At 56.9% G+C, this 25,926-nt stretch carries 19 protein-coding genes; 4 read left to right on the top strand and 15 right to left on the bottom strand.

Annotated elements, in window-relative coordinates; all coding sequences use genetic code 11:
• Positions 1-48 precede the first annotated feature (48 nt).
• The 11 genes from L2I46_RS13190 to L2I46_RS13140 form a co-directional block, all read right to left on the bottom strand.
• Positions 49-1,278: a winged helix-turn-helix domain-containing protein gene (locus tag L2I46_RS13190; RefSeq protein WP_236947926.1), complete on the bottom strand. Its 1,230-nt coding sequence runs from the start codon at positions 1,276-1,278 to the stop codon at positions 49-51.
• 54 nt (positions 1,279-1,332) lie between these two features.
• Complete coding sequence (lpxK, locus tag L2I46_RS13185) at positions 1,333-2,313, bottom strand: tetraacyldisaccharide 4'-kinase (RefSeq protein ID WP_236947925.1); 981 nt, start codon at positions 2,311-2,313, stop codon at positions 1,333-1,335.
• Positions 2,310-4,058: a lipid A ABC transporter ATP-binding protein/permease MsbA gene (gene msbA, locus L2I46_RS13180; protein WP_004201387.1), complete on the bottom strand. Its 1,749-nt coding sequence runs from the start codon at positions 4,056-4,058 to the stop codon at positions 2,310-2,312. The genes lpxK and msbA overlap by 4 nt, the downstream gene beginning before the upstream one ends.
• 36 nt (positions 4,059-4,094) lie before the next feature.
• Entirely contained in the window at positions 4,095-6,359 is a 2,265-nt protein-coding gene (locus L2I46_RS13175; protein ID WP_236947924.1) for a ComEC family protein, read from the bottom strand.
• 202 nt (positions 6,360-6,561) lie between these two features.
• A complete protein-coding gene (gene ihfB, locus L2I46_RS13170; protein ID WP_002898165.1) occupies positions 6,562-6,849 on the bottom strand; it encodes an integration host factor subunit beta in 288 nt (95 codons plus the stop codon).
• 151 nt (positions 6,850-7,000) lie between these two features.
• A complete protein-coding gene (gene rpsA, locus L2I46_RS13165; protein ID WP_002898162.1) occupies positions 7,001-8,674 on the bottom strand; it encodes a 30S ribosomal protein S1 in 1,674 nt (557 codons plus the stop codon).
• A gap of 133 nt (positions 8,675-8,807) precedes the next feature.
• Positions 8,808-9,491, bottom strand: a complete 684-nt coding sequence (cmk, locus tag L2I46_RS13160; RefSeq protein WP_023289021.1) for a (d)CMP kinase — start codon at positions 9,489-9,491, stop codon at positions 8,808-8,810.
• A gap of 171 nt (positions 9,492-9,662) precedes the next feature.
• Positions 9,663-10,430 (bottom strand): M48 family metallopeptidase, encoded by a 768-nt coding sequence (locus L2I46_RS13155; RefSeq protein WP_044521916.1) that lies wholly within the window; start codon positions 10,428-10,430, stop codon positions 9,663-9,665.
• 147 nt (positions 10,431-10,577) lie between these two features.
• On the bottom strand, positions 10,578-11,861 hold the full coding sequence (gene aroA, locus L2I46_RS13150; protein ID WP_236947923.1) for a 3-phosphoshikimate 1-carboxyvinyltransferase: 1,284 nt from the start codon (positions 11,859-11,861) through the stop codon (positions 10,578-10,580).
• Between the two features lie 73 nt (positions 11,862-11,934).
• Positions 11,935-13,023, bottom strand: a complete 1,089-nt coding sequence (gene serC / locus L2I46_RS13145; protein ID WP_023289018.1) for a 3-phosphoserine/phosphohydroxythreonine transaminase — start codon at positions 13,021-13,023, stop codon at positions 11,935-11,937.
• Between the two features lie 188 nt (positions 13,024-13,211).
• Positions 13,212-13,904, bottom strand: coding sequence for a DUF421 domain-containing protein (locus L2I46_RS13140; protein WP_023289017.1), 693 nt, complete (start codon positions 13,902-13,904; stop codon positions 13,212-13,214).
• Between the two features lie 115 nt (positions 13,905-14,019).
• Between L2I46_RS13140 and ycaO the strand changes: the two genes are divergently transcribed.
• From ycaO to pflA, 4 genes are all read left to right on the top strand, one after another.
• Entirely contained in the window at positions 14,020-15,780 is a 1,761-nt protein-coding gene (ycaO, locus tag L2I46_RS13135; RefSeq protein ID WP_032455278.1) for a 30S ribosomal protein S12 methylthiotransferase accessory factor YcaO, read from the top strand.
• A gap of 385 nt (positions 15,781-16,165) precedes the next feature.
• Complete coding sequence (focA, locus tag L2I46_RS13130) at positions 16,166-17,023, top strand: formate transporter FocA (RefSeq protein WP_023289015.1); 858 nt, start codon at positions 16,166-16,168, stop codon at positions 17,021-17,023.
• Between the two features lie 51 nt (positions 17,024-17,074).
• Complete coding sequence (gene pflB / locus L2I46_RS13125; protein ID WP_023289014.1) at positions 17,075-19,357, top strand: formate C-acetyltransferase; 2,283 nt, start codon at positions 17,075-17,077, stop codon at positions 19,355-19,357.
• A gap of 191 nt (positions 19,358-19,548) precedes the next feature.
• Positions 19,549-20,289, top strand: coding sequence for a pyruvate formate lyase 1-activating protein (pflA, locus tag L2I46_RS13120; RefSeq protein WP_002898145.1), 741 nt, complete (start codon positions 19,549-19,551; stop codon positions 20,287-20,289).
• Between the two features lie 153 nt (positions 20,290-20,442).
• On the opposite strand, the gene L2I46_RS13115 is transcribed toward pflA, so the two are convergent.
• From L2I46_RS13115 to dmsA, 4 genes are all read right to left on the bottom strand, one after another.
• Complete coding sequence (locus L2I46_RS13115) at positions 20,443-21,591, bottom strand: MFS transporter (protein WP_236947922.1); 1,149 nt, start codon at positions 21,589-21,591, stop codon at positions 20,443-20,445.
• A 274-nt stretch (positions 21,592-21,865) separates the two neighbouring features.
• A complete protein-coding gene (locus tag L2I46_RS13110) occupies positions 21,866-22,729 on the bottom strand; it encodes a dimethyl sulfoxide reductase anchor subunit family protein (RefSeq protein WP_023289013.1) in 864 nt (287 codons plus the stop codon).
• A gap of 1 nt (position 22,730) precedes the next feature.
• Positions 22,731-23,348, bottom strand: a complete 618-nt coding sequence (locus L2I46_RS13105) for a DMSO/selenate family reductase complex B subunit (RefSeq protein ID WP_048334592.1) — start codon at positions 23,346-23,348, stop codon at positions 22,731-22,733.
• A 10-nt stretch (positions 23,349-23,358) separates the two neighbouring features.
• Positions 23,359-25,797: a dimethylsulfoxide reductase subunit A gene (gene dmsA / locus L2I46_RS13100; protein ID WP_112201726.1), complete on the bottom strand. Its 2,439-nt coding sequence runs from the start codon at positions 25,795-25,797 to the stop codon at positions 23,359-23,361.
• Between the last annotated feature and the right edge of the window lie 129 nt (positions 25,798-25,926).

Raw genomic sequence — 25,926 nt, 5'->3', positions numbered from 1 at the left:
ACCGGATAGATTTCTCAGCAGCATAACACAGGAAGGTCGGCGCCGGGATCAATCGGCATCGATTTCCCACCCCTGCGTCTGGCCGACAAACAGCCCTTCCGGCAGGCGCCGGCACAGGATCCGCTCTGCCGATTGCCAGCGTGCGAAATCGTTGATCGCCCGGCGCAGCCCCTGCTCCAGACCACGGGAGATCTTCACCCCATCTTCCAGCCACAGGGCGAAGATCTCCAGTTCCCGGCTTTTGCGATGTATTTTACTGTCCATCCGCCCGACCAGTTTTCCCCGGTGCAGCAAAGGCAGTACGAAGTAGCCATACTGACGCTTCGGCGCAGGGGTATAGCACTCCAGGCGATAGCTGAAGTTGAACAGCTGCTCAGCGCGTTTCCGATCCCAGACCACCGGGTCGAAGGGCGAGAGCACGGCGCTATGGCTGGCGGTAAGTTTACCGCCGGGCGCGGACTCCAGCTGCGCCAGCGCATCGCGATGTAGCCACATCTCGCCAAGCGCTTCCACGTTGGCCTGGGTCACCAGACCCTCTTCCTGCCAGGCCGCCAGCAGACCCGGTAGCGCCGGCTGACGTAAACGATAGTAATCCGCCAGCCACTGGGGACGAAAGATGCCGAGGCTGCGGGCGCTGTTGCGCAGCATGATGGCCTCTGCGGCGTCGCGGGACAGCGCATCGCGCTCGTCGTCCCAGTGCGGCATCACCCGCCGGGTTAAATCATACACGCGGTGAAAGTTGCGCCGCTCCACCACCATCACTTCCCCGGCGGTAAACAGCCCTTCCAGGTGGCGCTTATGCGGTTTCCACTCCCACCAGCCGCTGGCGCCTTTGCGAGGGTGGGCAAAATCCGCCGAGCGAACCGGCCCGTTTTGGCCGATATGCGCCACCAGCTCTGCAATACTGCCGGCATGCTCCTCCATCCACGCGCGATGATATTTCCAGCCCATCTTGTCGGGGTTCAACATCCGGTGGCGCACAAGGGCGAAATCGCTGCGCGGCAGAAAACAGGCTTCATGCGCCCAGTATTCCATCAGCTCGCCGTTGCGCAGCGACTCATCCAGCCAGTGCTGCGGATAGCTGCCGAGACGGCTGAACAGCACCAGGTAGGGGCTGCGGGCCACCACGTTGATGGTATCGATTTGCAGCAGCGACATCTGCTGGATGGTAGAAAGGATGTCATTTGGGCGAGCGCGACGCCGGGGCTTTTTTAATAACCCCTGCGCCGCTAGATGGAGGTGGCGCGCCTCATTAAGCGATAGTTGCAATACCGACATGCAGGTTCTCCGTCAGGATTTCCAGCACAGCGGCGAGCAAAGCCGGCGCGTCGGTTAACGTTGCGCCAACGTCGCTAAGTCCGCAAGCAACCGCTGTGCGCGTTCATCGGCCATTATGGCGTCGACCGGTAAATACCACCAGTTCGCAGCGGCGAAATCGCGACATTTCACGGCGTCTTTTTCGGTCATCAGCAGCGTCTGCCCGGCGGTTACCAGGGCGGCGACATCGGCCTGGCTCAGCGCCTGATGGTCCGCCAGAGCCACGGTTTTGACCGGTTGGACGCCGCAGCTTTCGAGGGTGGCGAAAAAGCGCGGCGGATGGCCGATGCCGGCCATTGCCACCACGTTAGTGAAGGTAGAGACATCGCGACGTTCGCCGGTGAGCAGGTTGACCGCCATCCCGGGACGCAGCTGCATCGGGATCTCTCCCGGACGCGCCACGCCGCCGTTGACGATAATCGCATCAACGCTTTGCAAGCGCGACGCCCGCTCGCGCATTGGCCCGGCAGGCAGCCACCAGCCGTTGCCAAAGCGGCGCACGCCGTCGATGACGACAATTTCCCGGTCCCGCGCCAGCTTATAGTGCTGCAAACCATCGTCGGTCACGATAATCTGCAGATCGTGCGCGCTGAGCAGCGATTTCACCGCGTCGCTGCGCAGTGGAGAGACAGCCACCGGCGCGCCGGTGCGCTGATGGATGAGCACCGGTTCATCGCCTGCCTGCGCCGTACTGGTCCGGTCAGTTAACACCAGCGGGTAGCGTTCGGCTTTACCGCCGTAGCCGCGGGAGACCACCCCAACGCGAATGCCGCGCTGTTGCAGCTGCTCCACCAGCCAGATCACCACCGGCGTTTTACCATTGCCGCCGGCGGTCAGATTACCGACCACCACCACCGGCACAGGCGCGCGCCAGGCTTTTTTCCACCCCAGCTGATAACTGAGGCGAATCACCACACTCACCAGGCCATACAGCCAGGAGAGCGGCAGCAGCAGGCGCCACAGCGGCGATTCACCGGACCAGATGCGCGCGATCATTCGCCGAATTGCATCTTATGCAGCTGGGCGTATACGCCTTTATGCTCCAGCAGGTCGTGGTGCGTTCCGCGCTCCACAATCCGCCCGTCTTCAACCACCACGATCTCATCAGCCTGCTCAATGGTTGACAGACGGTGGGCGATAACCAGCGAGGTGCGGTTTTTCTGCAGCTCATCCAGCGCCGCCTGAATCGCACGCTCGGACTCGGTATCCAGCGCCGAGGTGGCTTCATCGAGGATCAGGATCGGGCTGTTACGCAGTAGCGCACGGGCGATAGCAATACGCTGGCGCTGGCCGCCGGACAGCATCACGCCATTTTCGCCGATGATGGTATCCAGGCCATTGTCCATCTTGTTGATGAAGTCCATGGCGTAGGCCATCCGCGCAGCCTCTTCAATTTGCTCGCGGCTGTACTCTTCGGTACGGGCATAGGCGATGTTATTAGCAACGGTATCATTGAACAGGTGCACGTTCTGTGAAACCAGCGCGACCTGGTCGCGCAGCGAGCTCAGCTTGTACTCGCGCAGGTCGTGGCCATCCAGCAGGATCTGCCCGTCGTCGACATCGTAGAAGCGTGTGATCAGGCTGGCGATGGTCGATTTACCCGACCCGGAGCGTCCCACCAGCGCCACGGTTTTCCCTTCCGGGATATCGAGATTGATATTGCGCAGCGCGGCCACTTCGCGACCCGGATAGGTAAAGGTGACGTTCTCGAACTTGAGATTGCCTTTCGCCCGCTCAATGACGCGCGTACCTTCGTCTTTTTCCTGCTCGGAATCGAGGATCGCAAACAGCGTCTGGCATGCCGCCATCCCGCGCTGGAACTGGGCATTGACGTTGGTCAGCGACTTCAGCGGACGCATCAGCGCAATCATGGAGGAGAAGACCACGGTAATGGTCCCGGCGGTCAGGGTATCCATCACGCTCGGGAAGCTGGCGGCGTACAGGACAAAGGCCAGCGCCAGAGAGGCGATAAGCTGAATGATCGGGTCGGAGATTGACGAGGCGGAAACCATCTTCATCCCCTGCAGGCGCATTTTATTGCTGACCTTATCAAAACGTTTGGTTTCCACTTCCTGGCCGCCAAACATCAGCACCTCTTTGTGCCCTTTCAGCATCTGCTCGGCGCTGGTGGTGACCTGCCCCATCGTGTTCTGCATATTCTTACTGATATTGCGAAAACGCTTGGAGACCACGCGGATTGCTACCGACACGATAGGCGCCAGTACGATCAGGATCAGCGACAGCTGCCAGCTGTAATAGAACATCATCACGAACAGGCCGATAATCGATGCCCCTTCGCGGACCACGGTGATCAGCGCGCTGGAAGAAGAGGAAGCGACCTGCTCGGAATCATAGGTGATACGTGACAGCAGCGTCCCGGTAGACTGCTTGTCAAAGAATGCCACCGGCATACCCATCATGTGGCCGAACAGGCGACGACGCATGGTCATCACCACTTTGCCGGAAACCCAGGAGATACAATAGCTCGAGATGTAGCTGGTGATCCCACGCAGCACCATCAGCCCGATAACCACCAGCGGCATCCATAGCAGCACTGAGCGATCCGTTTTACCAAAACCATCATCCAATAACGGTTTAAGAAGCGATAACATGAAGGTGTCACTGCCCGCGTTAAGCACTAACGCCACCGCCGCTACGATTAGCCCGGCTTTAAACGGTGCAATAATCGGCCAAAGTCGGCGGAAGGTCTGCCACGTGGAGAGATCTTTATCGTTCTGCATTCAATAAACCAGCTTGTGTTGAAATAGCCGCATATTCTACCCGTTATCGGCGGGCGCGCCAAACCACTGATGATACCAACGTGGTAAAACTTGATCCCGTAAGCTATGGATTTGCCACCCTTCTGCAGAAAAAACCACCGTTATCTGCCCCTGCTGCGGCGTGGCGAACCAGCGATACCCCCGCTGGCGATAACGCTGAACGACCTTGTGCGAGGGCATCCGCCACGCATTGTAGCGCGAAGCGGAAACCAGCGCGGCCGCGCCATCCACCCGCCGGATCAGCAGTTCGCTGGAGGAGGTGTTGCTGCCGTGATGGGGAACCTGAATAAGTGTAGACGCCAGATGCTGCCAGTAGCGGCTGATCATCGCCTGCTCCGCCTGACGTTCTATATCGCCGGTCAGCAGGATGCTGGAGCGACCGTCATCGATCCGCACCACGCAGGAGTGATTGTTTCCCTTTGCCGTGCTGCCCGGCAGCGGCCACAGCGCCTTGAAAGTGAGTCCCTGCCACTGCCAGCGCTCGCCGCGATGGCACGGCAGATGACCCGACCAGCCTGGCGGGCTGCGCACCCACGCCTGCGGCCATGCCTGCAGCACCGATTCGAGGCCGCCGCGATGGTCAAGATGCTCGTGGCTCAGCATAATCCCCTGCAGCTGCAGATGGTGCCAGCGCAGCCACGGGATAATCACCTGTCGACCGCTGTCGCCCTGCGGCCATGCCGGCCCGGTATCGTACAATAACGCCTTGCCGTAACGCTCGATCACCATCGCCAGCCCCTGCCCGACATCCAGCATCGTCACCTGCCATTGGTCCGCGGGCGGTTGCCGGCTGAATGGCCGCGTCAGCAAAAACAGCACGCTCAGACACAGCGCCGGCGAATGTCGCCAGCTCTGAAAACGCCAGCCCATCACCAGCAGCCACGGCAGGCTACTGATCCAGAGCCAGCGGGCATCCAACGTCAGCCAGCCGTCCGGTAAACGTCGTAACCCCCAGAACAATACCGCCAGCACGCGATCGGCTGCCAGCCAGATCAGCGACGCTACCATCTCCGGTCCAGTGAGATGCAGCAGCATTCCGGCGAGAATGAGCGGCACCGCCAGCAGGGTCACTAACGGTACCGCCAGCAAATTGGCGGCCATCGACGTCAGGCTTATGCCATGGAAGAGCAGCAGTTGCAGCGGCATCAGCAGCAGCGTCACGCCAGCCTGCAAATGCGCGAGGGCGAACAGGGCTTTCCACGGCCAGCGCCAGCGGCTGTCAGGCAGCGGTAACCACTGGTACCAGAAGATCAGCCCCGCCACGGCGAAGGCGGATAGCCACAGGCTTTGCGACAACACCGCTAACGGATCGGCAACCAGTATCGCCCCCAGACAGCAGAGCCACACCTGCCACGCCGTCCAGCGTTGACCCGACAAACGTAAAGCACAGCAGACCGCAAGCCCTACGCAAGTGCGCAGGGCCGGCGGCTGCATACCGGTCAGCCATGCATAGCCGACGGCGCCCGCCAGCCCGGCCAGCAGCGGTAGCCGCCAGCCGATCCAGCGCCCCGGTAAAAGTGACTGTAATCCGCGCAGCAGGAGCACGATCAGGGAAGCCGCGAGGGCAATATGCAAGCCGGAGATAGCCATCAGATGGGAGGTGCCTGTGTTCTGCAACAGGACCTTTATCTCCGCCGGCAGCGCCAGCCGCTCCCCCATTCCCAGCCCCAGCATCACCGGATGCCAGGGATAAGTCTGCAATCGCCGGGTCAGCGACGCCAGGTAGCGGGCGCGCAGACTGCAGCGGGTATCCCGCGCGGAAGCGGCGACGATCCCCCCGCTCAGCGGCCGATGCTGAGCCAGCGCATAGCGCTGGCTGTCGAAGCCCCCGTCATTGAGCTGCCCATGCACCGGCCGCAGGCGCAGCGTCATCATCCAGCGCTGCCCCTCGCAGACGGGCGCAGGTGCAAGTTCCCCGTATAAAGTCACGCCAACCGGAGGGAACAGGAAGCGACCCGCCAGGCGCACAATCTGCCCGCGGTGCAGGGTCTGACCATCCGTCTCGTGAAGGATCACTTCCGCCTGACGGACGGCGCCGGTGAGGTGCTGCGTTGGCCACAGCGCCTGATACGCGCTTAAAACTCCCCAGACCATCAGCAGAAGCGTCATCGCCACAACGGCGACGACCGTCCCGCGCAGACGGGTCAGCAACATCGCCAGTACGCCGGCGACCGCCAGAGTGCCCGGCCCCGGCAACGCGGGTAGCCAGAGTAGCGGCAGTATTGCGATGATGGCGCATCCGGCAAGCCATGGTAGACGCATAAACACCTCCCTGTGAGCGGGCAGTGTTACGCAAAGCGAGGCTGGCGTCCTGGGGAAGTATTCAGGCGCGCGTGCAGCGTTCCAGACATTCGTCACGCTTGCAGTCAGGCACTTTTGTTTTGCGAGGCGGGACGCAAATGGCAGGTACAAAAAAAGCACCCAAAGGTGCTTTTATCGTCAGGCAGGTTGCACGTCGTGCAACTCACCCTTCATAAATATTGGCGCGGTCACGTAATTCTTTCCCGGGCTTAAAGTGCGGAACGTACTTACCTTCCAGTTCGACTTTATCACCAGTTTTCGGGTTACGTCCGGTGCGAGGTGCTCGATAGTGCAGAGAGAAGCTGCCGAAACCGCGGATTTCAATGCGCTCACCTTGAGCAAGCGTTGAGGCCATATGTTCCAGCATTTCTTTAACAGCATCTTCCACCGCTTTCGCCGGAATGTGAGATTGCTGGCTGGCAAGTCTTTCAATCAATTCTGACTTGGTCATTATTCCTCCGGTTTCCTTCAAGGCAAAAATTAGCTAACAGCTTAAACAAGGGCGGCCGTAGCCGCCCTTTGTGCTTGATTACAGGACGAATCCTGCAATCTGTCAAGTAAACTCGTCACTATTCAGGTTGTTATTACCTGAATGACAAAGATTACTCGCCTTTCGCTGCTTTGAACGCTTCAGCCATGGCGTTGTTGGAGAAGTTCGCGTCTTCCTGCTTGTTCACGGTAGCGATAGCGTCTTTTTCTTCCGCTTCGTCTTTCGCACGTACAGACAGGCTCACTACGCGGTTCTTACGATCCACGCCAGTGAATTTCGCTTCAACTTCGTCGCCAACGCTCAGAACCAGAGTTGCGTCTTCAACGCGGTCACGGGATGCTTCAGAAGCACGCAGGTAACCTTCTACGCCGTCAGCCAGTTCTACGGTTGCGCCTTTAGCGTCAACTGCAGTCACTTTACCAACAACGATAGCGCCTTTCTTGTTCAGAGCAACGTAGTTGTTGAACGGATCTTCCGCCAGCTGTTTAACGCCCAGGGAGATACGCTCACGCTCTGCGTCAACCTGCAGAACAACTGCTGCGATTTCGTCGCCTTTTTTGTATTCACGAACTGCTTCTTCGCCTGCAACGTTCCAGGAGATGTCAGACAGGTGAACCAGGCCGTCGATGCCGCCGTCCAGGCCGATGAAGATACCGAAGTCAGTGATAGACTTGATTTTACCTTCAACACGGTCGCCCTTGTTGTGGGTTTCCGCGAACTGCTGCCATGGGTTAGATTTGCACTGCTTCAGACCCAGGGAGATACGACGACGTTCTTCGTCGATATCCAGAACCATTACTTCCACTACGTCGCCAACGTTAACAACTTTGGACGGGTGGATGTTTTTGTTGGTCCAATCCATTTCGGAAACGTGAACCAGGCCTTCAACGCCTTCTTCGATTTCAACGAAGCAGCCGTAGTCGGTCAGGTTGGTCACGCGACCGGTCAGTTTGGTACCTTCCGGATAACGTTTAGCGATAGCTACCCACGGATCTTCGCCCAGCTGTTTCAGGCCCAGGGATACACGGGTACGCTCGCGGTCGAACTTCAGCACTTTAACAGTGATTTCGTCGCCAACGTTTACGATTTCGCTCGGATGCTTAACGCGTTTCCAGGCCATATCGGTGATGTGCAGCAGGCCGTCAACGCCGCCCAGATCAACGAATGCACCGTAGTCAGTGAGGTTCTTAACGATACCTTTGACTTCCATGCCTTCCTGCAGGTTTTCCAGCAGCTGATCGCGCTCTGCGCTGTTTTCGGATTCGATAACGGCACGACGAGAAACAACAACGTTGTTACGCTTCTGGTCCAGCTTGATGACTTTGAACTCAAGCTCTTTGCCTTCCAGGTGCAGCGTGTCGCGCACCGGACGAACGTCTACCAGGGAACCCGGCAGGAACGCACGAATACCGTTCAGCTCAACAGTGAAGCCACCTTTAACTTTGCCGTTGATAACACCGGTAACAGTTTCAGCGTCTTCGTAAGCTTTTTCCAGCGTGATCCAAGCTTCGTGACGTTTAGCTTTCTCACGGGACAGCAGAGTTTCACCGAAGCCGTCTTCTACTGCATCCAGAGCAACGTCAACTTCGTCACCAACCTGGATTTCCAGCTCGCCCTGGGCGTTTTTGAACTGCTCAGCCGGGATGGCGGACTCAGATTTCAGACCGGCGTCAACCAGTACTACGTCTTTGTCGATAGCAACAACAACACCACGAACGATGGAACCCGGGCGGGTTTCGATTTCTTTTAAGGATTCTTCAAACAGTTGAGCAAAAGATTCAGTCATGTTTAATCTTCAGGTTAATATTAACGTCCACCTGGCTCCGTGCCGGATGGGGTTGTTTCACATACCCGCTGACCATCCATTGCCGCGGGGTACTGCTATAATTCGGAGGCTTCGGCGCGTGACCGGTTAAGGCTTACGCAACGGCCAATTTTTCGCGCGCATATTGTAGCGCTTTTTCAATCACTTGCTCAATGTTTAGTTCGGTTGAATCGAGAACTAATGCATCGGCAGCCGGGACAAGCGGCGCCACGGCGCGATTTCTATCGCGATCGTCACGCTCTTTTATCTCGGACAAAAGACGTTCAAAGTTAACATCAAAGCCCTTTTCCTGCAACTGCCGCATGCGGCGATGCGCCCGCTCATCGGCCGAGGCATCGAGGAAAATTTTCACCGGCGCGTCCGGGAAAACCACCGTGCCCATATCGCGCCCGTCGGCAATCAGCCCCGGCAGTTCACGAAAGGCGCGCTGGCGGCGCAGCAGCGCTTCGCGAACGCGAGGGAAAGCCGCCACTTTCGAGGCGGCGTTCGCGACCTCCTGGGTGCGAATTTCGCCGCTAACATCTTCCCCTTCCAGCACCACTTCGAGGTTGCCGTCAGTAGAAATAAAGCGCACGTCGAGATGGGCAGCCAGGGGCACCAGCGCCTCTTCGGACTCCACGTCAACATGATGATGCAGCGCCGCCAGCGCCAGAACGCGGTAGATCGCGCCTGAATCTAACAGATGCCAGCCCAGCGCTTCCGCCATTGCCTTGCATAACGTACCTTTACCCGCACCGCCAGGCCCATCAATGGTGATTACCGGAACTGTTGCCGTCATCTTTTTCTCCTTCAGCAAGGCGCATAAATATCTAAACGCCGCGCATTATACGCATCTCTTCGGCGGAAAGTGAGTCTTGCTTTTAAATTACAGATAACTGGAAATCTCATGCGGAAGAATTGAGCAATTATAGCGGGCTGATTGAGCATCAGCCCGGAAGATGAGGCAGTTTTACTTTTTATCTGCAGCGATACGGTCGCGGATATGCTGCGCGCGTTCAGCTGAAGGCGGGTGTGAATCGAACAGAGATTTACTGTGGCCGGCGTCAAGGCTGGCCAGTTTGTCGAAGCTGCCCACCAGCCCCTGAGTGCTGATGTTGCGTTTTTTCAGCAGATCGTAAGAGAAATCATCAGCATCCGACTCCTGCGAGCGGGAGAACGCAGAGTTGATCATTCCCTCAGCGATATCGCCCAACTGAGATTTAGACAAGCTTGCAGCCGCTTCGCTGGTCGCTGAAATTGCATCGCGTGCGGCAATAGTCGCATACGCGGTTTGCATCGCTTTGCGCGAGTGTCCGAGCGCAACGTGACCCAGCTCATGGCCCAGAACCGCTTCAACTTCATTATCGGTCATCATGTCCATCAGGCCGCTATAGACGCGGACGCAGCCGTTGGCCATTGCCCAGGCGTTGACGTCGGATGTCATGTAAACCTTATAGGTTACCGGCGTGCCGTTGATATTATTTCCTAACGCTTTGGCAATTTTGTTCAGACGTTTGGTGTACTTACTTGATGCACTAGCCAGTTTATTTTCACTATCCATTTGCTTACAGGCATCGTCGGAAAGCGTTTTGACTTCAGAGTCAGAAAGCGTCGCCGCTTTGTAAGCCGTCATTCCTGAATTGACGAGGGCGTTGGTGTCCATCCCCTGCATATTTTTACAACCTGCCAACAACGTGGCGGAAACGGCCAAAGCCAGCATTACTTTTGTATTTCTCATATCAATCATCCATTGATTAGCATAATAAATGCTTATAAATCCTATAATTACAAGCAAGCAAGGCTAGCATTTAGTTTCCTGTCCGACAAGCAGAGATAAAAAAACGCCGACCTGAGGGTCGGCGTTGTTACCTTAAATTCGCGTCATTCAGGCCGGCGTACTGATCCGCGCCAGTTGCTCAAAATAGTCGGGGAAGGTTTTCGCCGTACACTTCGGATCAAGGATGGTCACCGGTGTATCAGACAGCGCCACCAGCGAGAAGCACATCGCCATCCGGTGGTCGTTATAGGTGCCGATTTCAGCATACTTCAGCGTCGCCGGCGGGGTGATGCGAATATAATCTTCACCCTCTTCCACCTCGGCGCCCACTTTACGCAACTCGGTCGCCATGGCGAACAGACGGTCCGTCTCCTTGACCCGCCAGTTGTAGATATTGCGCAGCGTGGTGGTCCCTTGCGCGAACAGCGCGGCGGTGGCGATGGTCATCGCGGCGTCCGGGATATGGTTCATATCCATATCGATAGCCTTGAGCTCGCCACGGGTACAGGCGATGAAATCGTCGCCCCAGGTGACGGTGGCGCCCATTTTTTCCAGTACGTCGGCGAAACGAATATCGCCCTGTACGCTGCCGCGGCCGACACCGGTGACTTTCACCGTGCCGCCCTTAATGGCGCCAGCGGCAAGGAAATACGAGGCCGATGAAGCATCCCCTTCCACCAGGTAATCCCCCGGCGACTGATACTGTTGCTTGCCGCGCACCACAAAGCGCTGATAAGACTGGTTGTCCACCTCAACCCCGAAGGTTTTCATCAGGTGCAGCGTAATGTCGATATAGGGTTTTGACACCAGATCGCCCTTAATGGCGATCACAGTATCCTGCGGCGCCAGCGGCGCGGTCATCAGCAGCGCGGTCAGGAACTGGCTGGAGACGCTGCCGTCAACTTCAACATTGCCCCCCTGGAACCCCCCGCGCAGGCGCAGCGGCGGATAATTTTCCTGCTCCAGATAGTCGATCTGAGCGCCGCCCTGACGCAGGGCATCCACCAGATGGCCGATCGGGCGCTCTTTCATTCGCGGCTCGCCGGTCAGCACGATATCGTTGCTGCCAAGGCACAGGGCTGCCGCCAGCGGGCGCATCGCGGTACCGGCGTTGCCGAGGAATAGCTCCAGCGCCGCTGCGGCATGCAGCGGGCCGCCGTTGCCGGTCACTGCACAGCGGGTACGGTCAGCAGACAGGGTGTATTGAACCCCCAGCGCACTCAGGGCATTCAGCATATGGCGCACATCGTCGCTGTCCAGCAGGTTGGTCAGCACCGTCGTGCCGCGGGCCAGGGCGGCCAGCAGCAGCGCGCGGTTGGAGACGCTTTTCGAACCTGGCAGGTTCACGGTGCCCTCTACGCGTGCGATGGGTTGTAACGTCAGGGAATCCATCAAACTTCACTCTCAAACAAACAGAATAAAAACCCCGCAGACAGGCCGCGGGGAGGAAGAAAGGAACGGGCGATTAACCGTGGCGGCGTTCGAAGTCCAGCATAAAATCGGTTAACGCCTTCACGCCGTCCAACGGCATCGCGTTGTAGATGGAGGCACGCATGCCGCCCACCACCCGGTGGCCCTTAAGCGCATGCAGCCCGGCGGCAAACGACTCTTCAAGGAACAGTTTATCCAGCGCGCTGTCCGCCAGCTGGAACGGCACGTTCATACGGGAGCGGTTGGCTTGCGCCACATCGTTACGATAGAAGCCGCTGTTATCGATCACGCCATACAGCAGTTCGGCTTTCTGCTGGTTGATCTTGTCCATCGCGGCAACGCCGCCCTGCTGTTTCAGCCACTTAAACACCAGACCGGCCAGATACCAGGCGAACGTCGGCGGCGTGTTAAACATCGAGTCATTCTCGCTTAACACGGTGTAGTCGAGGATTGACGGGCAGGCCACGCTGGCTTTACCCAGCAGATCTTCACGCACGATGACCAGCGTCAACCCTGCCGGGCCGATATTTTTCTGCGCGCCGGCATAGATCACGCCGAAGCGGTTGACGTCAATTTCGCGGGACAAAATGGTGGAGGAGAAATCGGCGGTCACGATGACGTCGTCGCCGAAGTTCGGCGTATCGTCAATCGCGATACCGTCAATGGTTTCGTTCGGGCAGTAGTGCAGATACGCCGCGCCCGGCGTCAGCTGCCACTCGCTCATTGGCTTGACCGCGCGCTTGCCGTCGACGGTGATTTTCGCGTCGATGACGTTAGGCGTGCAGTATTTCTTCGCCTCTTTGACCGCGCTGGCGGCCCAGTAGCCAGCGTCCACATAGTCAGCGACGTTTTTATCGCCGAGGATGTTCAGCGGGATCCCGGCGAACTGGCCGCGGCCGCCGCCATGACAGAACAACACTTTATAGTTGGAAGGGATATTCAGCAGAGAACGGAAGTCCTGTTCTGCCTCTTCTGCCACCTGGATGAACTCCTTACCACGGTGACTGATTTCCATGACCGACGTACCCAGACCGTGCCAGTCGCACAGTTCCTGCTGAGCCAGTTTGAGTACTTCCGCCGGCAGCATTGCCGGGCCCGAACTGAAGTTATAGACCTGAGCCATTTCCCCTCACCACGTTGCTATGTTGTTTTGCCCGCGAACCGCCGCGGGCATAAGTTATTCCTGTGGCTATCGGTTTTATCATTCAGTGACACGGTCCGCAATGGCTAAAACTCGCCGACGGCAAAACGCGGCAGCCGTCACACAACAGAATCTATCGGCTTGACGTAATAAAACCGACATATTTGCTGTCAGGTGAGTCGTTTCGCCCGGCTGGCCTTCGACCATTCTGCATTTGCGCAGCGGGAACATATTCGCTTTTCTCCCGCCTGCATCGCCATCACAATGCTGCAGCGTACGCAGGCGTAGATCCCCTCCTGAGGAATAGTGGTATAGCGCGTGGTGCAGTGCGTCGGGAGAATCGACAACCCGGCCCTCACTTCGTCATCGGGATAATAAAACACGCTGATCTGGCCATTGGTTTCAAGGATCGCCAGCCGCACCTGGCCGAGCTGCTCGACGCTGTTGACCCGTAGCTCCATAAAAAATTCGAATTCGGTCATATTTTCCGCATGCAGTTTCTCCCATGCCAGTTGCCCCTCCTCCACCACCACGATAGGCTTGCCCTCCAGCAGATCCTCCAGCTTTTCACTATGCCCCATCAGCCACATGATGCCGCGATAAAGCAGCGCCAGCGTGACGAAGACCACCAGCACCGGCAACAGCGGGACATCGTCATAAAACGCCACGTCCCCCGCCGCCGAGCCGAGGGTCAGAATAATCAGCACTTCAAACAGCGACATCTGCCGCACGCCGCGCCGTCCGGTAATTTTGAGGAAAATAAAGACCAGAACGAAGGTGTAGAGGCTGCGCAACGCCACCTCGCCGAGAAATTCCACCGGCACTTTATCGAGCGCCATCCTCTGCCAGTCAAAGGCTTTCATTATCATCTCCCTGAGCATTAAAAGATGTCTCTAAGCATAGCCAGATGATGGAGATAGCACCTGTCAGATAAAAGCCGTATCATTGCGCGCTTTCCGTACGACAAAAGTGATCGCCATGACCCAAACGTTTATTCCCGGCAAAGATGCCGCCCTGGAAGATTCCATCGCTCGCTTCCAGCAAAAATTGCTCGACCTCGGATTTGATATCGAAGAGGCCTCGTGGCTGAACCCGGTGCCGCACGTGTGGTCCGTTCACATTCGCGATAAGGAATGCGCGCTGTGCTTTACCAATGGTAAAGGCGCCACCAAAAAGGCAGCCCTCGCCTCCGCGCTGGGCGAATATTTCGAGCGCCTGTCCACCAACTATTTTTTCGCTGACTTCTGGTTAGGCGACACTATCGCTAACGGCCCGTTCGTTCACTACCCGAACGAAAAGTGGTTCCCGCTGACCGAAAACGACGACGTCCCGGAAGGTCTGCTGGATGCCCGCCTGCTCACGTTCTACGATCCGGACGATCAGCTGACGGCCAGCATGCTGGTGGATCTGCAATCCGGTAACGATGAGCGCGGCGTGTGCGGCCTGCCCTTTACCCGCCAGTCCGACGGCGAAACGGTCTATATTCCTATGAATATCGTCGGCAACCTGTATGTCTCCAACGGCATGTCCGCCGGCAACACCCGCAATGAAGCTCGCGTGCAGGGCCTGTCTGAAGTCTTTGAGCGCCATATCAAAAACCGCATCATCGCCGAAAGCATCAGCCTGCCGGAGATCCCGGCGGAGGTCATGGCGCGCTATCCAGGCGTCGTGGAGTCGATCGCCAAACTGGAAGCCGAAGGTTTCCCGATCTTTGCCTATGATGGCTCGCTGGGCGGCAAGTATCCGGTTATCTGCGTCGTGCTGTTTAACCCGGCAAACGGCACCTGCTTCGCCTCTTTCGGCGCCCATCCGGACTTCGGCGTGGCGCTGGAGCGTACGGTCACCGAACTGCTGCAGGGCCGCAGCCTGAAAGATCTCGACGTCTTCACGCCGCCGACCTTCGACGACGAAGAAGTCGCCGAGCATGCTAACCTCGAAACCCACTTTATCGACTCCAGCGGCCTGATTTCCTGGGATATGTTCAAGCAGGATGCCGACTATCCGTTCGTTGACTGGAGCTTCTCCGGCACCACAGAAGAAGAGTTCGCCACCCTGATGGCCATCTTCAAGGCCGAAGATAAAGAAGTGTATATCGCCGACTACGAGCACCTGGGCGTTTACGCCTGCCGTATCATCGTCCCGGGGATGTCGGATATTTACCCGGCGGAAGATCTGTGGCTGGCGAACAACAGCATGGGCGCTCATCTGCGCGACACCATTCTGTCCCTGCCGGGCAGCGAGTGGGAAAAAGAAGATTACCTGGCGCTGATCGAGCAGATGGACGATGAAGGCCTGGATGATTTCACCCGCGTTCGCGAACTGCTGGGCCTCGCCACCGGCAAAGACAACGGCTGGTATACCCTGCGCGTCGGCGAGCTGAAAGCCATGCTGGCCCTGGCCGGCGGCGATCTGGAGCAGGCGCTGATCTGGACCGAGTGGACCATGGAGTTCAACGCTTCGGTCTTCAGCGCGGAACGCGCTAACTACTATCGCTGCCTGCAGACCCTGCTGCTGCTGAGCCAGGAAGAGGAGCGTCAGCCGCTGCAATACCTGAACGCCTTTATCCGTATGTACGGCGCCGAAGCGGTCGAAGCCGCCAGCGCGGCGCTGAGCGGGGAAGCGCCGTTCTATGGCCTTCAGGCTGTCGACAGCGATCTGCAGGCCTTCCCGGCCCATCAGTCGCTACTGAAGGCTTATGAAAAACTGCAGCGAGCGAAGGCGGCGTTCTGGGCAAAATAAGCCCTAAGCGCGCCATCGTGGTGACCAGCAACGGAGCCCAATGCGGCTCCGTTGATTTCACCTGACGAGGCGGCCACTATAGTTTGTAGTTGCAAAGTTAATTAATAGTAAATAATGCGCTTATAAGATTTACCATTCGTTAATTTTAAATAAAATACTCCATATTAATTAACTCAAAAAATGGCGTGAAAACGAAAAAATTCAACATAACTTATAAATTTTAAAATTTATTTTCTTCATAATATTCAATCATTTAACCACCAAAAACACAAAAACCACACACTAAAAAGGCATATAGTTCCGGTGAGATATGATCTATATCAATTTCCCTTCTATAATGCTTTGTTAGTATCTCACCGCCAACTTATATAAAGAGAGAGTTAGTGTGAAAGCTGACAACCCTTTTGATCTTTTGCTCCCTGCCGCGATGGCGAAAGTCGCCGAAGAAGCAGGTGTCTATAAAGCAACGAAGCATCCGATGAAGACCTTTTATCTGGCGATCACCGCTGGCGTTTTCATCTCCATCGCTTTCGTATTCTATATCACCGCGACCACCGGCACTGCCGCGATGCCTTATGGGATTGCCAAGCTTATCGGTGGGGTCTGTTTTTCCCTGGGTCTGATTCTGTGCATTATCTGCGGCGCTGACCTCTTTACCTCTACGGTATTGATCGTGGTGGCGAAAGCCAGCGGTCGAATTACCTGGGGGCAACTGGCAAAAAACTGGCTCAACGTCTATTTTGGTAACCTGGTGGGAGCACTGCTGTTTGTGCTGCTGATGTGGTTATCAGGCGAATATATGACTGCCAACGGCGGTTGGGGGCTCAATGTCCTGCAGACCGCTGACCACAAAATGCACCATACTTTTGTGGAGGCCGTGAGCCTGGGTATCCTCGCTAACCTGATGGTTTGTCTCGCCGTATGGATGAGCTATTCCGGTCGTAGCCTGATGGATAAAGCGATGATCATGGTCCTGCCGGTAGCGATGTTCGTTGCCAGCGGCTTTGAGCACAGCATCGCCAACATGTTTATGATCCCGATGGGTATCGTAATCCGCAACTTTGCAAGCCCGGAATTCTGGACCGCAATCGGTTCGACTCCGGAAAGTTTCTCTCACTTGACCGTTATGAACTTCATCACTGATAACCTGATTCCGGTAACTATCGGGAACATTATCGGCGGGGGTCTGCTGGTCGGGTTGACATACTGGGTCATTTACCTGCGTGGCAACGACCATCACTAAGGGTTGTTTCAGGCAGTAAATAAAAAATCCACTTAAGAAGGTAGGTGTTACATGTCCGAGCTTAATGAAAAGTTAGCCACAGCCTGGGAAGGTTTTGCGAAAGGTGACTGGCAGAATGAAGTCAACGTCCGTGACTTTATTCAGAAAAACTACACCCCATATGAAGGCGACGAATCCTTCCTGGCTGGCGCGACTGAAGCGACCACCAAGCTGTGGGACAGCGTAATGGAAGGTGTAAAACAGGAAAACCGTACTCACGCGCCTGTTGATTTTGACACTGCCCTGGCTTCCACCATCACCTCTCACGACGCAGGCTATATCGAGAAAGGTCTGGAAAAAATCGTTGGTCTGCAGACCGAAGCGCCGCTGAAACGTGCGATCATCCCGTTCGGTGGTATTAAAATGGTTGAAGGTTCCTGCAAAGCGTACAATCGCGAGCTGGACCCGATGCTGAAAAAAATCTTCACTGAGTACCGTAAAACTCACAACCAAGGCGTTTTCGACGTCTATACTCCGGACATCCTGCGCTGCCGTAAATCCGGCGTGCTGACCGGTCTGCCGGATGCTTACGGCCGTGGTCGTATCATCGGTGACTACCGTCGCGTTGCGCTGTACGGTATCGACTTCCTGATGAAAGACAAATTCGCCCAGTTCAACTCTCTGCAAGCGAAACTGGAAAGCGGCGAAGATCTGGAAGCGACCATCCGTCTGCGTGAAGAAATCGCTGAACAGCACCGCGCGCTGGGCCAGATCAAAGAGATGGCGGCTAAATATGGCTACGACATCTCCGGTCCGGCGACCACCGCTCAGGAAGCTATCCAGTGGACCTACTTCGGTTACCTGGCTGCCGTTAAATCTCAGAACGGCGCGGCAATGTCCTTCGGTCGTACCTCCAGCTTCCTGGATATCTACATCGAACGTGACCTGCAGGCGGGTAAAATCACCGAGCAAGACGCGCAGGAAATGGTTGACCACCTGGTCATGAAACTGCGTATGGTTCGCTTCCTGCGTACCCCGGAATACGATGAACTGTTCTCCGGTGACCCGATTTGGGCAACAGAATCCATCGGCGGTATGGGCGTTGACGGCCGTACTCTGGTGACCAAAAACAGCTTCCGCTTCCTGAACACCCTGTACACCATGGGGCCGTCTCCGGAGCCGAACATCACTATCCTGTGGTCTGAAAAACTGCCGCTGAGCTTCAAGAAATTCGCTGCTAAAGTGTCCATCGATACCTCTTCTCTGCAGTATGAGAACGATGACCTGATGCGTCCGGACTTCAACAACGACGACTACGCTATCGCATGCTGCGTAAGCCCGATGGTTGTTGGTAAGCAAATGCAGTTCTTCGGTGCTCGCGCCAACCTCGCAAAAACCATGCTGTACGCTATCAACGGCGGCGTGGATGAAAAACTGAAAATGCAGGTGGGTCCGAAATCTGAACCGATCAAAGGCGACGTTCTGAACTTCGACGAAGTGATGGAACGCATGGATCACTTCATGGACTGGCTGGCTAAACAGTACGTCACTGCGCTGAACATCATCCACTACATGCACGACAAGTACAGCTACGAAGCCTCTCTGATGGCGCTGCACGACCGTGACGTTATCCGCACCATGGCGTGTGGTATCGCGGGTCTGTCCGTTGCTGCTGACTCCCTGTCTGCAATCAAATATGCGAAAGTTAAACCGATTCGTGACGAAGACGGTCTGGCTGTCGACTTCGAAATCGAAGGCGAATACCCGCAGTTTGGTAACAACGATGCTCGCGTCGATGACATGGCCGTTGACCTGGTTGAACGTTTCATGAAGAAAATTCAGAAACTGCACACCTACCGCAACGCGATCCCGACTCAGTCTGTTCTGACCATCACCTCTAACGTGGTATATGGTAAGAAAACCGGTAACACCCCAGACGGTCGTCGCGCTGGCGCGCCGTTCGGACCAGGTGCTAACCCGATGCACGGCCGTGACCAGAAAGGTGCTGTTGCCTCTCTGACCTCCGTAGCGAAACTGCCGTTTGCTTACGCGAAAGATGGTATCTCTTACACCTTCTCTATCGTACCGAACGCGCTGGGTAAAGATGACGAAGTTCGTAAGACCAACCTGGCGGGTCTGATGGATGGTTACTTCCACCACGAAGCGTCCATCGAAGGTGGTCAGCACCTGAACGTGAACGTGATGAACCGCGAAATGCTGCTCGACGCGATGGAAAACCCGGAAAAATATCCGCAGCTGACCATCCGCGTATCTGGCTACGCTGTACGTTTTAACTCCCTGACCAAAGAACAGCAGCAGGACGTTATTACCCGTACCTTCACTCAGACCATGTAATTCCCTGTCTGACTGAAAAAGCGTACAATAAAGGCCCCACATCAGTGGGGCCTTTTTAACAAGCAATCCCCGCCCTAGCCTGCTTTGCCAGTTATCTATACTTTGGGTATCTGTCAAAACAGACTCGACACAGCCGCTGAGCTGTGCACCAACACGGCCCCGGATGGGCCACATCTGGAGAAAACACCGCAATGTCAGTTATTGGTCGCATTCACTCCTTTGAATCCTGTGGCACCGTTGATGGCCCGGGCATCCGCTTTATTACCTTTTTCCAGGGCTGCCTGATGCGCTGCCTGTACTGCCATAACCGTGACACCTGGGATACCCACGGCGGCAAAGAAATCACCGTTGAAGAGTTAATGAAAGAGGTAGTGACCTATCGTCACTTTATGAATGCTTCCGGCGGCGGCGTCACCGCATCGGGCGGCGAAGCGATCCTGCAGGCGGAGTTTGTTCGCGACTGGTTCCGCGCCTGTAAGAAGGAAGGTATTCATACCTGTCTCGATACCAATGGCTTTGTTCGTCGCTACGATCCCGTTATCGACGAACTGCTGGAGGTAACAGACCTGGTGATGCTGGATCTCAAGCAGATGAACGATGAGATTCACCAGAACCTGGTCGGCGTCTCTAACCATCGTACGCTGGAATTCGCCCAGTATCTGGCGAAGAAGAATATCAATGTCTGGATCCGCTACGTGGTGGTTCCGGGCTGGTCAGACGATGATGATTCCGCGCACCGCCTGGGCGAATTTACCCGCGATATGGGCAATGTCGAAAAAATCGAGCTGCTGCCCTACCATGAGCTGGGCAAACACAAATGGGTAGCGATGGGCGAAGAGTACAAGCTGGACGGCGTCCATCCGCCGAAGAAAGAGACCATGGAGCGAGTCAAAGGCATCCTTGAGCAATATGGGCACAAAGTGATGTACTAATCCCACCGGGCCGGTGATGCGCTTATGCCGGCCTGCAACGGCGTGGGAAGCTGTTACCGTCCAGCCGTTGCATTCTTATGCAAGACGGCTCTACTGCAGTAAGCACAGGCTATTAAAACGGATGACGCGCAGCATGCGCTGCGCGCTACAGCGTCAGGCGTGCGCCACCGGCGTTGGATGATGCCCGGCTTTGCGCAGCAGGGTCAGCAGATAGATAAACGCCACGCTGGCGATCATAATAAACAGCAGGTTATCCGAGAAGTTCTGCATCAGCATCGCCGTCAGCGTCGGGCCCAGCAGGCTGCCGATGGTATAGCTCATCAACAGCGCCTGGTTCATTGCCACCAGCTGATGGTGCTCCACTTTTTCACAGGCCCAGGCCATCGCCACCGGATAGAGGGTAAAGCCCGAAGCGCCCAACACAAACAGCGCCGGCGCCATCGCCGCCTGGCTGAGCATCGCCATACATCCCAGAATCACCACAAAAACCTGCACCCGCAGCACCAGCAGGCGACCGTAGCGGTCTGCCAGGCGCCCTACCGGCCACTGGCCGAGGATCCCGGCGCTAACCATCACCGCCATCCAGAAGCCAATGCCGGCGTCGCTGACGCCCTGATGGTTCAGCCACAGCGGCATCAGACCATACAGCGAGCCGAGGACAATTCCTGAGATAATGCAGCCATTGACCCCGTGGCGCGCCTGGCGCAGCTTCAGCATCGGCCAGATACGTACCGTTTCATGCGGCTCTTCGGCCTGCCCCATGATGCGGGTAAACAGCAGCGGCAGGATCGCCGCCAGCGCCAGACCCGTCACCCACGGCAGGACGCTCATTAAATCGGTGGGGAGTTTACTGACCATCAGCTGGCCCAGTACGGTACCGACGTAATAGACCATCATGTACGCCGCCAGCAGACGACCGCGGCTGCGTGAAGTGCCGCTGCAGACCAGCGCGCTTTCCACCACCACCCAAATCATCGCGCAGCCTACGCCGGCGATAAAACGCCAGCTCAGCCACGTCCAGAAGCCCACGGTGATCCCCAGCCCTACGCAGCCGACGGCGAATATTAACGACGCGAGATAATAGCTGCGGTTAAACCCCAGGCGCTTGATCACCCAGCCGGCAAGCAACGTACCGGCCAGGTTGCCGGTAAAATAGGATGACCCCACCATGCCGACCTGCCAGGTTGGCATATTTTCATGGGCGAGCCAGAGCGGGACGAGCGTATTCAGCACCGCTATCGCCAGGGTCAGTAAAAGCAGGCCACAGAGCAGCATTTGCACTGGCCGGGTGTAGATGGTCATGGGTAAAAACCGTGAGGAATGTTCAGATCGCGAGCGCATCATGCCACCGCTAAAAACATTGTCAATCCACCTGAAATCAGGCCTGACGCGGTTTTGCCGGGCACGATAGAAGTTTTTTATCCACAGAAGGGATAAAGATGAGGCAACAGATAATACGCTGTTGTTTTTCTTAATTTATTAATAAATCTTGCTGTTAATTTCAGTCGAAAAATTTCATCTATCGACAGCACGTTTTCATCATGCCGGCACGCCTGCGCCGGCATGATGACGCTGATTAACTGGCGATAGCCATCCCGACGGTCATATGCAGACCATAGAATACGCCGCGGCCAATCATCTCTCCCGCCAGCACCAGAACAAACGCCAGGCCGAGCAGCGAGACCGCCGGCTTGCGGCCGCGGATCTGCGGCACGCACCAGCAGGCCAGGGCCAGCGCCAGCAGCACCACGCGCCAGGCCATAAGCAGCCCATAATCCGGCACCAGGGCGGAGGCCTGCTGAATTGAGCTGCGGATAGTGGCGAGTTCACTCCCCTGCATCAGGACCACCACGATACTCACCAGCAGCGCCAGTAAAGTGACCACCGGCAGCAGGCGCAGCGCCCAACCGTCGACGCCTGCGACGCGCAGCAGCAGGTAGCCCAGCAGCGGACCGCCGATAAACAGCGTCAGGAAGAAGCTCAGCGGCGTCCAGACGGTATACCAGGTCGGCACCGTGTCGATGGTGTTATAGACCCGCACCATCATCCAGACGAAGATCACCCCAAGCGCCATGGTCGCTACCAGCCACAGGCTACGCAGTCCGGCAGGCAGCTTTTTACACACGGCCAGCAGCCAGCCAATCCCGCCGACGGCGAAGAAGATCGCCCCGCTGGCTATCTCATTACTCAGCGATGAGGCCCCTACGCGATTGAGCGAGTTAAAGGCCCGTAGCGGCGAACCGAGGTGCATTGTCGAGGCGATAAACCCGATCCCCATCAATACCCACAGGCCGAACATGCTACCCACCACGCGCTGCTCCTGCTCACGGGAGAGCTTGCCCGTCATGAGCGCCAGCGCCAGGACGATGAAGCCGCCCGCGACGCACTGGCCGAAGACCGTAAAGATCATCAGCGGCCATTCATGCCATCCGTTTCCCATCTTACACCTCCTTCGGGTTTGCCAGGTAACCGGTGGTATCGCCACACGGCCGGGCATTGGCGTTAGGTTTGATCACGATGCTCGGCCGGGTAAAGTGCGCTGAAGGCAACGGCGCCACCGCCGCCAGCTGGCCGTGCTTAGCGCGCAGTTCGGCAATCGGCCCGAAATCCAGCGCCCGCAGCGGGCAGGACTCGACGCAGATCGGCTTTTTCCCGTCGGCGACGCGCTCGTGGCAGCCGTCACACTTGGTCATATGACCTTTGTCGGCATTATATTGCGGCGCGCCGTAAGGACAGGCCATATGGCAGTAACGGCAGCCAATGCACACCTCTTCGTTGACCACCACAAAACCGTCTTCGCGCTTGTGCATCGCTCCGCTCGGACAGACCTTGGTGCAGGCCGGATCTTCGCAGTGGTTACAGGCGATGGAGAGGTAATAGGCGAAAACGTTCTGATTCCAGACGCCGTTATCCTCCTGCCAGTCGCCGCCGGCATATTCATAAATGCGGCGGAAGCTGACCTCCGGGGTCAGATTTTTGTAGTCCTTACAGGCCAGTTCGCAGGTCTTGCAACCGGTGCAACGGGCGGAATCAATAAAAAATCCATACTGAGTTGTCATCGGTTACTCCTTACAGCTTCTCAACCTGGACGAGGTTGGTATGCGACGGGTTCCCCTTCGCCAGCGGCGAGGGGCGCTGGGTGGTCAGCACGTTAATGCTGCCCGCCTGATCCACGCGCGAGGCGTTCGGGTTATACCAGGCCCCTTCCCCCAGCGCGACCACGCCCGGCATCATGCGCGGGGTCACCTTCGCTTCGATATGCACTTCCCCACGGTCGTTGAAGATGCGAATGCGATCGCCGTTGGCAATGCCGCGCTGGCGGGCATCGATCGGGTTAATCCACATCTCCTGCCGACAGGCAGCCTTCAGTACATCGACGTTGCCGTAGGTTGAATGGACGCGCGATTTATAGTGGAAGCCGGTCAGCTGTAGCGGGTATTTCGCCGTCAGCGGATCGTTGTAGTTTTCGAAGCCCGGGGTGTAGATCGGCAGCGGATCGATGACATCGCCTTCCGGCAGCTCCCAGGTGGCGGCGATTTTCGCCAGCGCCTGCGAATAGATTTCAATCTTGCCCGAAGGCGTGGTCAGCGGATTAGCCTGCGGATCCTCACGGAAGGCTTTATAAGCCACATGGTGCCCTTGCGGATCGCGCTGCTTATAGATGCCCTGCTGACGGAAGGTGTCGAAATCCGGCAGGTCGGGAATCGCTGTGCGCGACTGCTCATACAGATAGCGCATCCAGCCTTCCTGGGTACGGCCTTCGGTAAATTTTTCCTCGACGCCGAGGCGCTTCGCCAGCTCGCTGGTCATCTCATAGATAGTTTTGCATTCGAAACGCGGCTTGATGGCCTGGTCGGCAAAGATGACGTAGGACATGTTGCCGCAGGAAGCATCCAGCGCGAAATCCATCTGCTCAGAGGCGGTGCAGTCCGGCAGCAGAATATCGGCGTATTTCGCTGACGAGGTCATATGGCAGTCGATGACCACAATCATCTCGCACTTCTTGTCGTCCTGCAGGATCTCGTGGGTGCGGTTAATCTCTGAGTGCTGGTTGATCAGGCAGTTGCCCGCATAGTTCCAGATCATTTTGATCGGCACATCGAGCTTATCTTTGCCACGCACCCCATCGCGCAGGGCGGTCATTTCCGGGCCGCGCTCAATCGCATCGGTCCACATAAACATTGAGATGCTGGTCTGAACCGGATTCTCCAGCGTCGGCATGCGCTCAAACGGCAGGCTGTAGGAGCCCTCGCGCGCGCCGCTGTTACCGCCGTTGATCCCGACGTTACCGGTCAGAATGGCGAGCATCGCGATAGCCCGGGTGGCGATTTCGCCGTTGGCGTGACGCTGCGGCCCCCAGCCCTGGCTGATATAGGCCGGTTTGGCGCTGGCAATTTCGCGCGCCAGTTTAACAATGCGTTCGCGCGGAATACCGGTTATGGTCGAGGCCCACTCCGGCGTTTTCGCGATACCGTCGGCGCCCTGGCCAAGTATCCAGGCTTTATAGTGGCCATTGGCCGGGGCATCGGCAGGCAGAGTTTTCTCGTCGTATCCCACACAGTATTTATCGAGGAACGGCTGATCGACCAGATTCTCGGTGATCATCACCCACGCCAGACCCGATACCAGCGCCGCATCGGTACCGGGGCGAATCGGGATCCATTCATCTTCGCGTCCGGCGCCGGTGTCGGTATAGCGCGGATCGATAATGATCATCCGGGCATTGGATTTCTGGCGCGCCTGCTCAAGATAGTAGGTCACCCCGCCGCCGCTCATCCGCGTTTCGCCTGGGTTGTTGCCGAACAGCACCACTAACTGGCTGTTTTCAATATCCGACGGGCTGTTGCCATCCGCCCAGCCGCCGTAGGTGTAATTCAACCCTGCGGCAATCTGCGCGGATGAATAGTCGCCGTAATGATTGAGATACCCACCGCAGCAGTTCATCAGACGGGCAATCAGGGTTTTCCCCGGCGGCCAGGAGCGGGTCAGCGTGCCTCCCAGCGTGCCGGTGCCGTAGTTCAGATAGATGGACTCGTTGCCGTAGTCTTTAATCAGGCGCTGCGTCGTGCTGGCGATGATATCGAACGCCTCTTCCCAGCTGATTTGCTCGAATTTACCCTCACCGCGTTTGCCTACGCGCTTCATCGGATATTTCAGCCGATCGGGGTTATAAACCCGGCGGCGCATAGACCGCCCGCGCAGGCAGGCGCGCACCTGATGCAGGCCGTCATAGTTATCGTCACCGGTATTATCGGTTTCGACGTATTGAATCGCGCCATCCACCACGTGCATGCGCAGCGGGCAGCGGCTACCGCAGTTGACGGTGCAGGCGCTCCAGACCACCTTCTCACTGGCCGGGGCAGGCGTGTCGGCGGCGTGGGCCATACGGGAAAAGGGTAACGTTAGTGCGTTGCTGGCCAGCGCCAGGCCGCCTATTGCCGTGGTTTTCATCAGACCACGGCGGCTTACCTCAGCAGCCAGTAAAGCATCGGGGGCTTTAATTTTCATGGATACTCGCTTTGGTTGCTCACAATAAACTGACAAGCGCTATATAGTCATATATATAAGGCTTTGAAATATTATTGGTTTTTTATGCTGGTTTAATCCAAAGGGAGTATCACTGCATTCGCGGATGGG

The organism is Klebsiella sp. 2019SCSN059 (genome assembly GCF_021739525.1).
Taxonomy (GTDB): domain Bacteria; phylum Pseudomonadota; class Gammaproteobacteria; order Enterobacterales; family Enterobacteriaceae; genus Klebsiella; species Klebsiella quasipneumoniae.
Note: the sequence above shows the minus strand (reverse complement) of the source record. Positions and strands in the feature narration are given on the sequence as shown.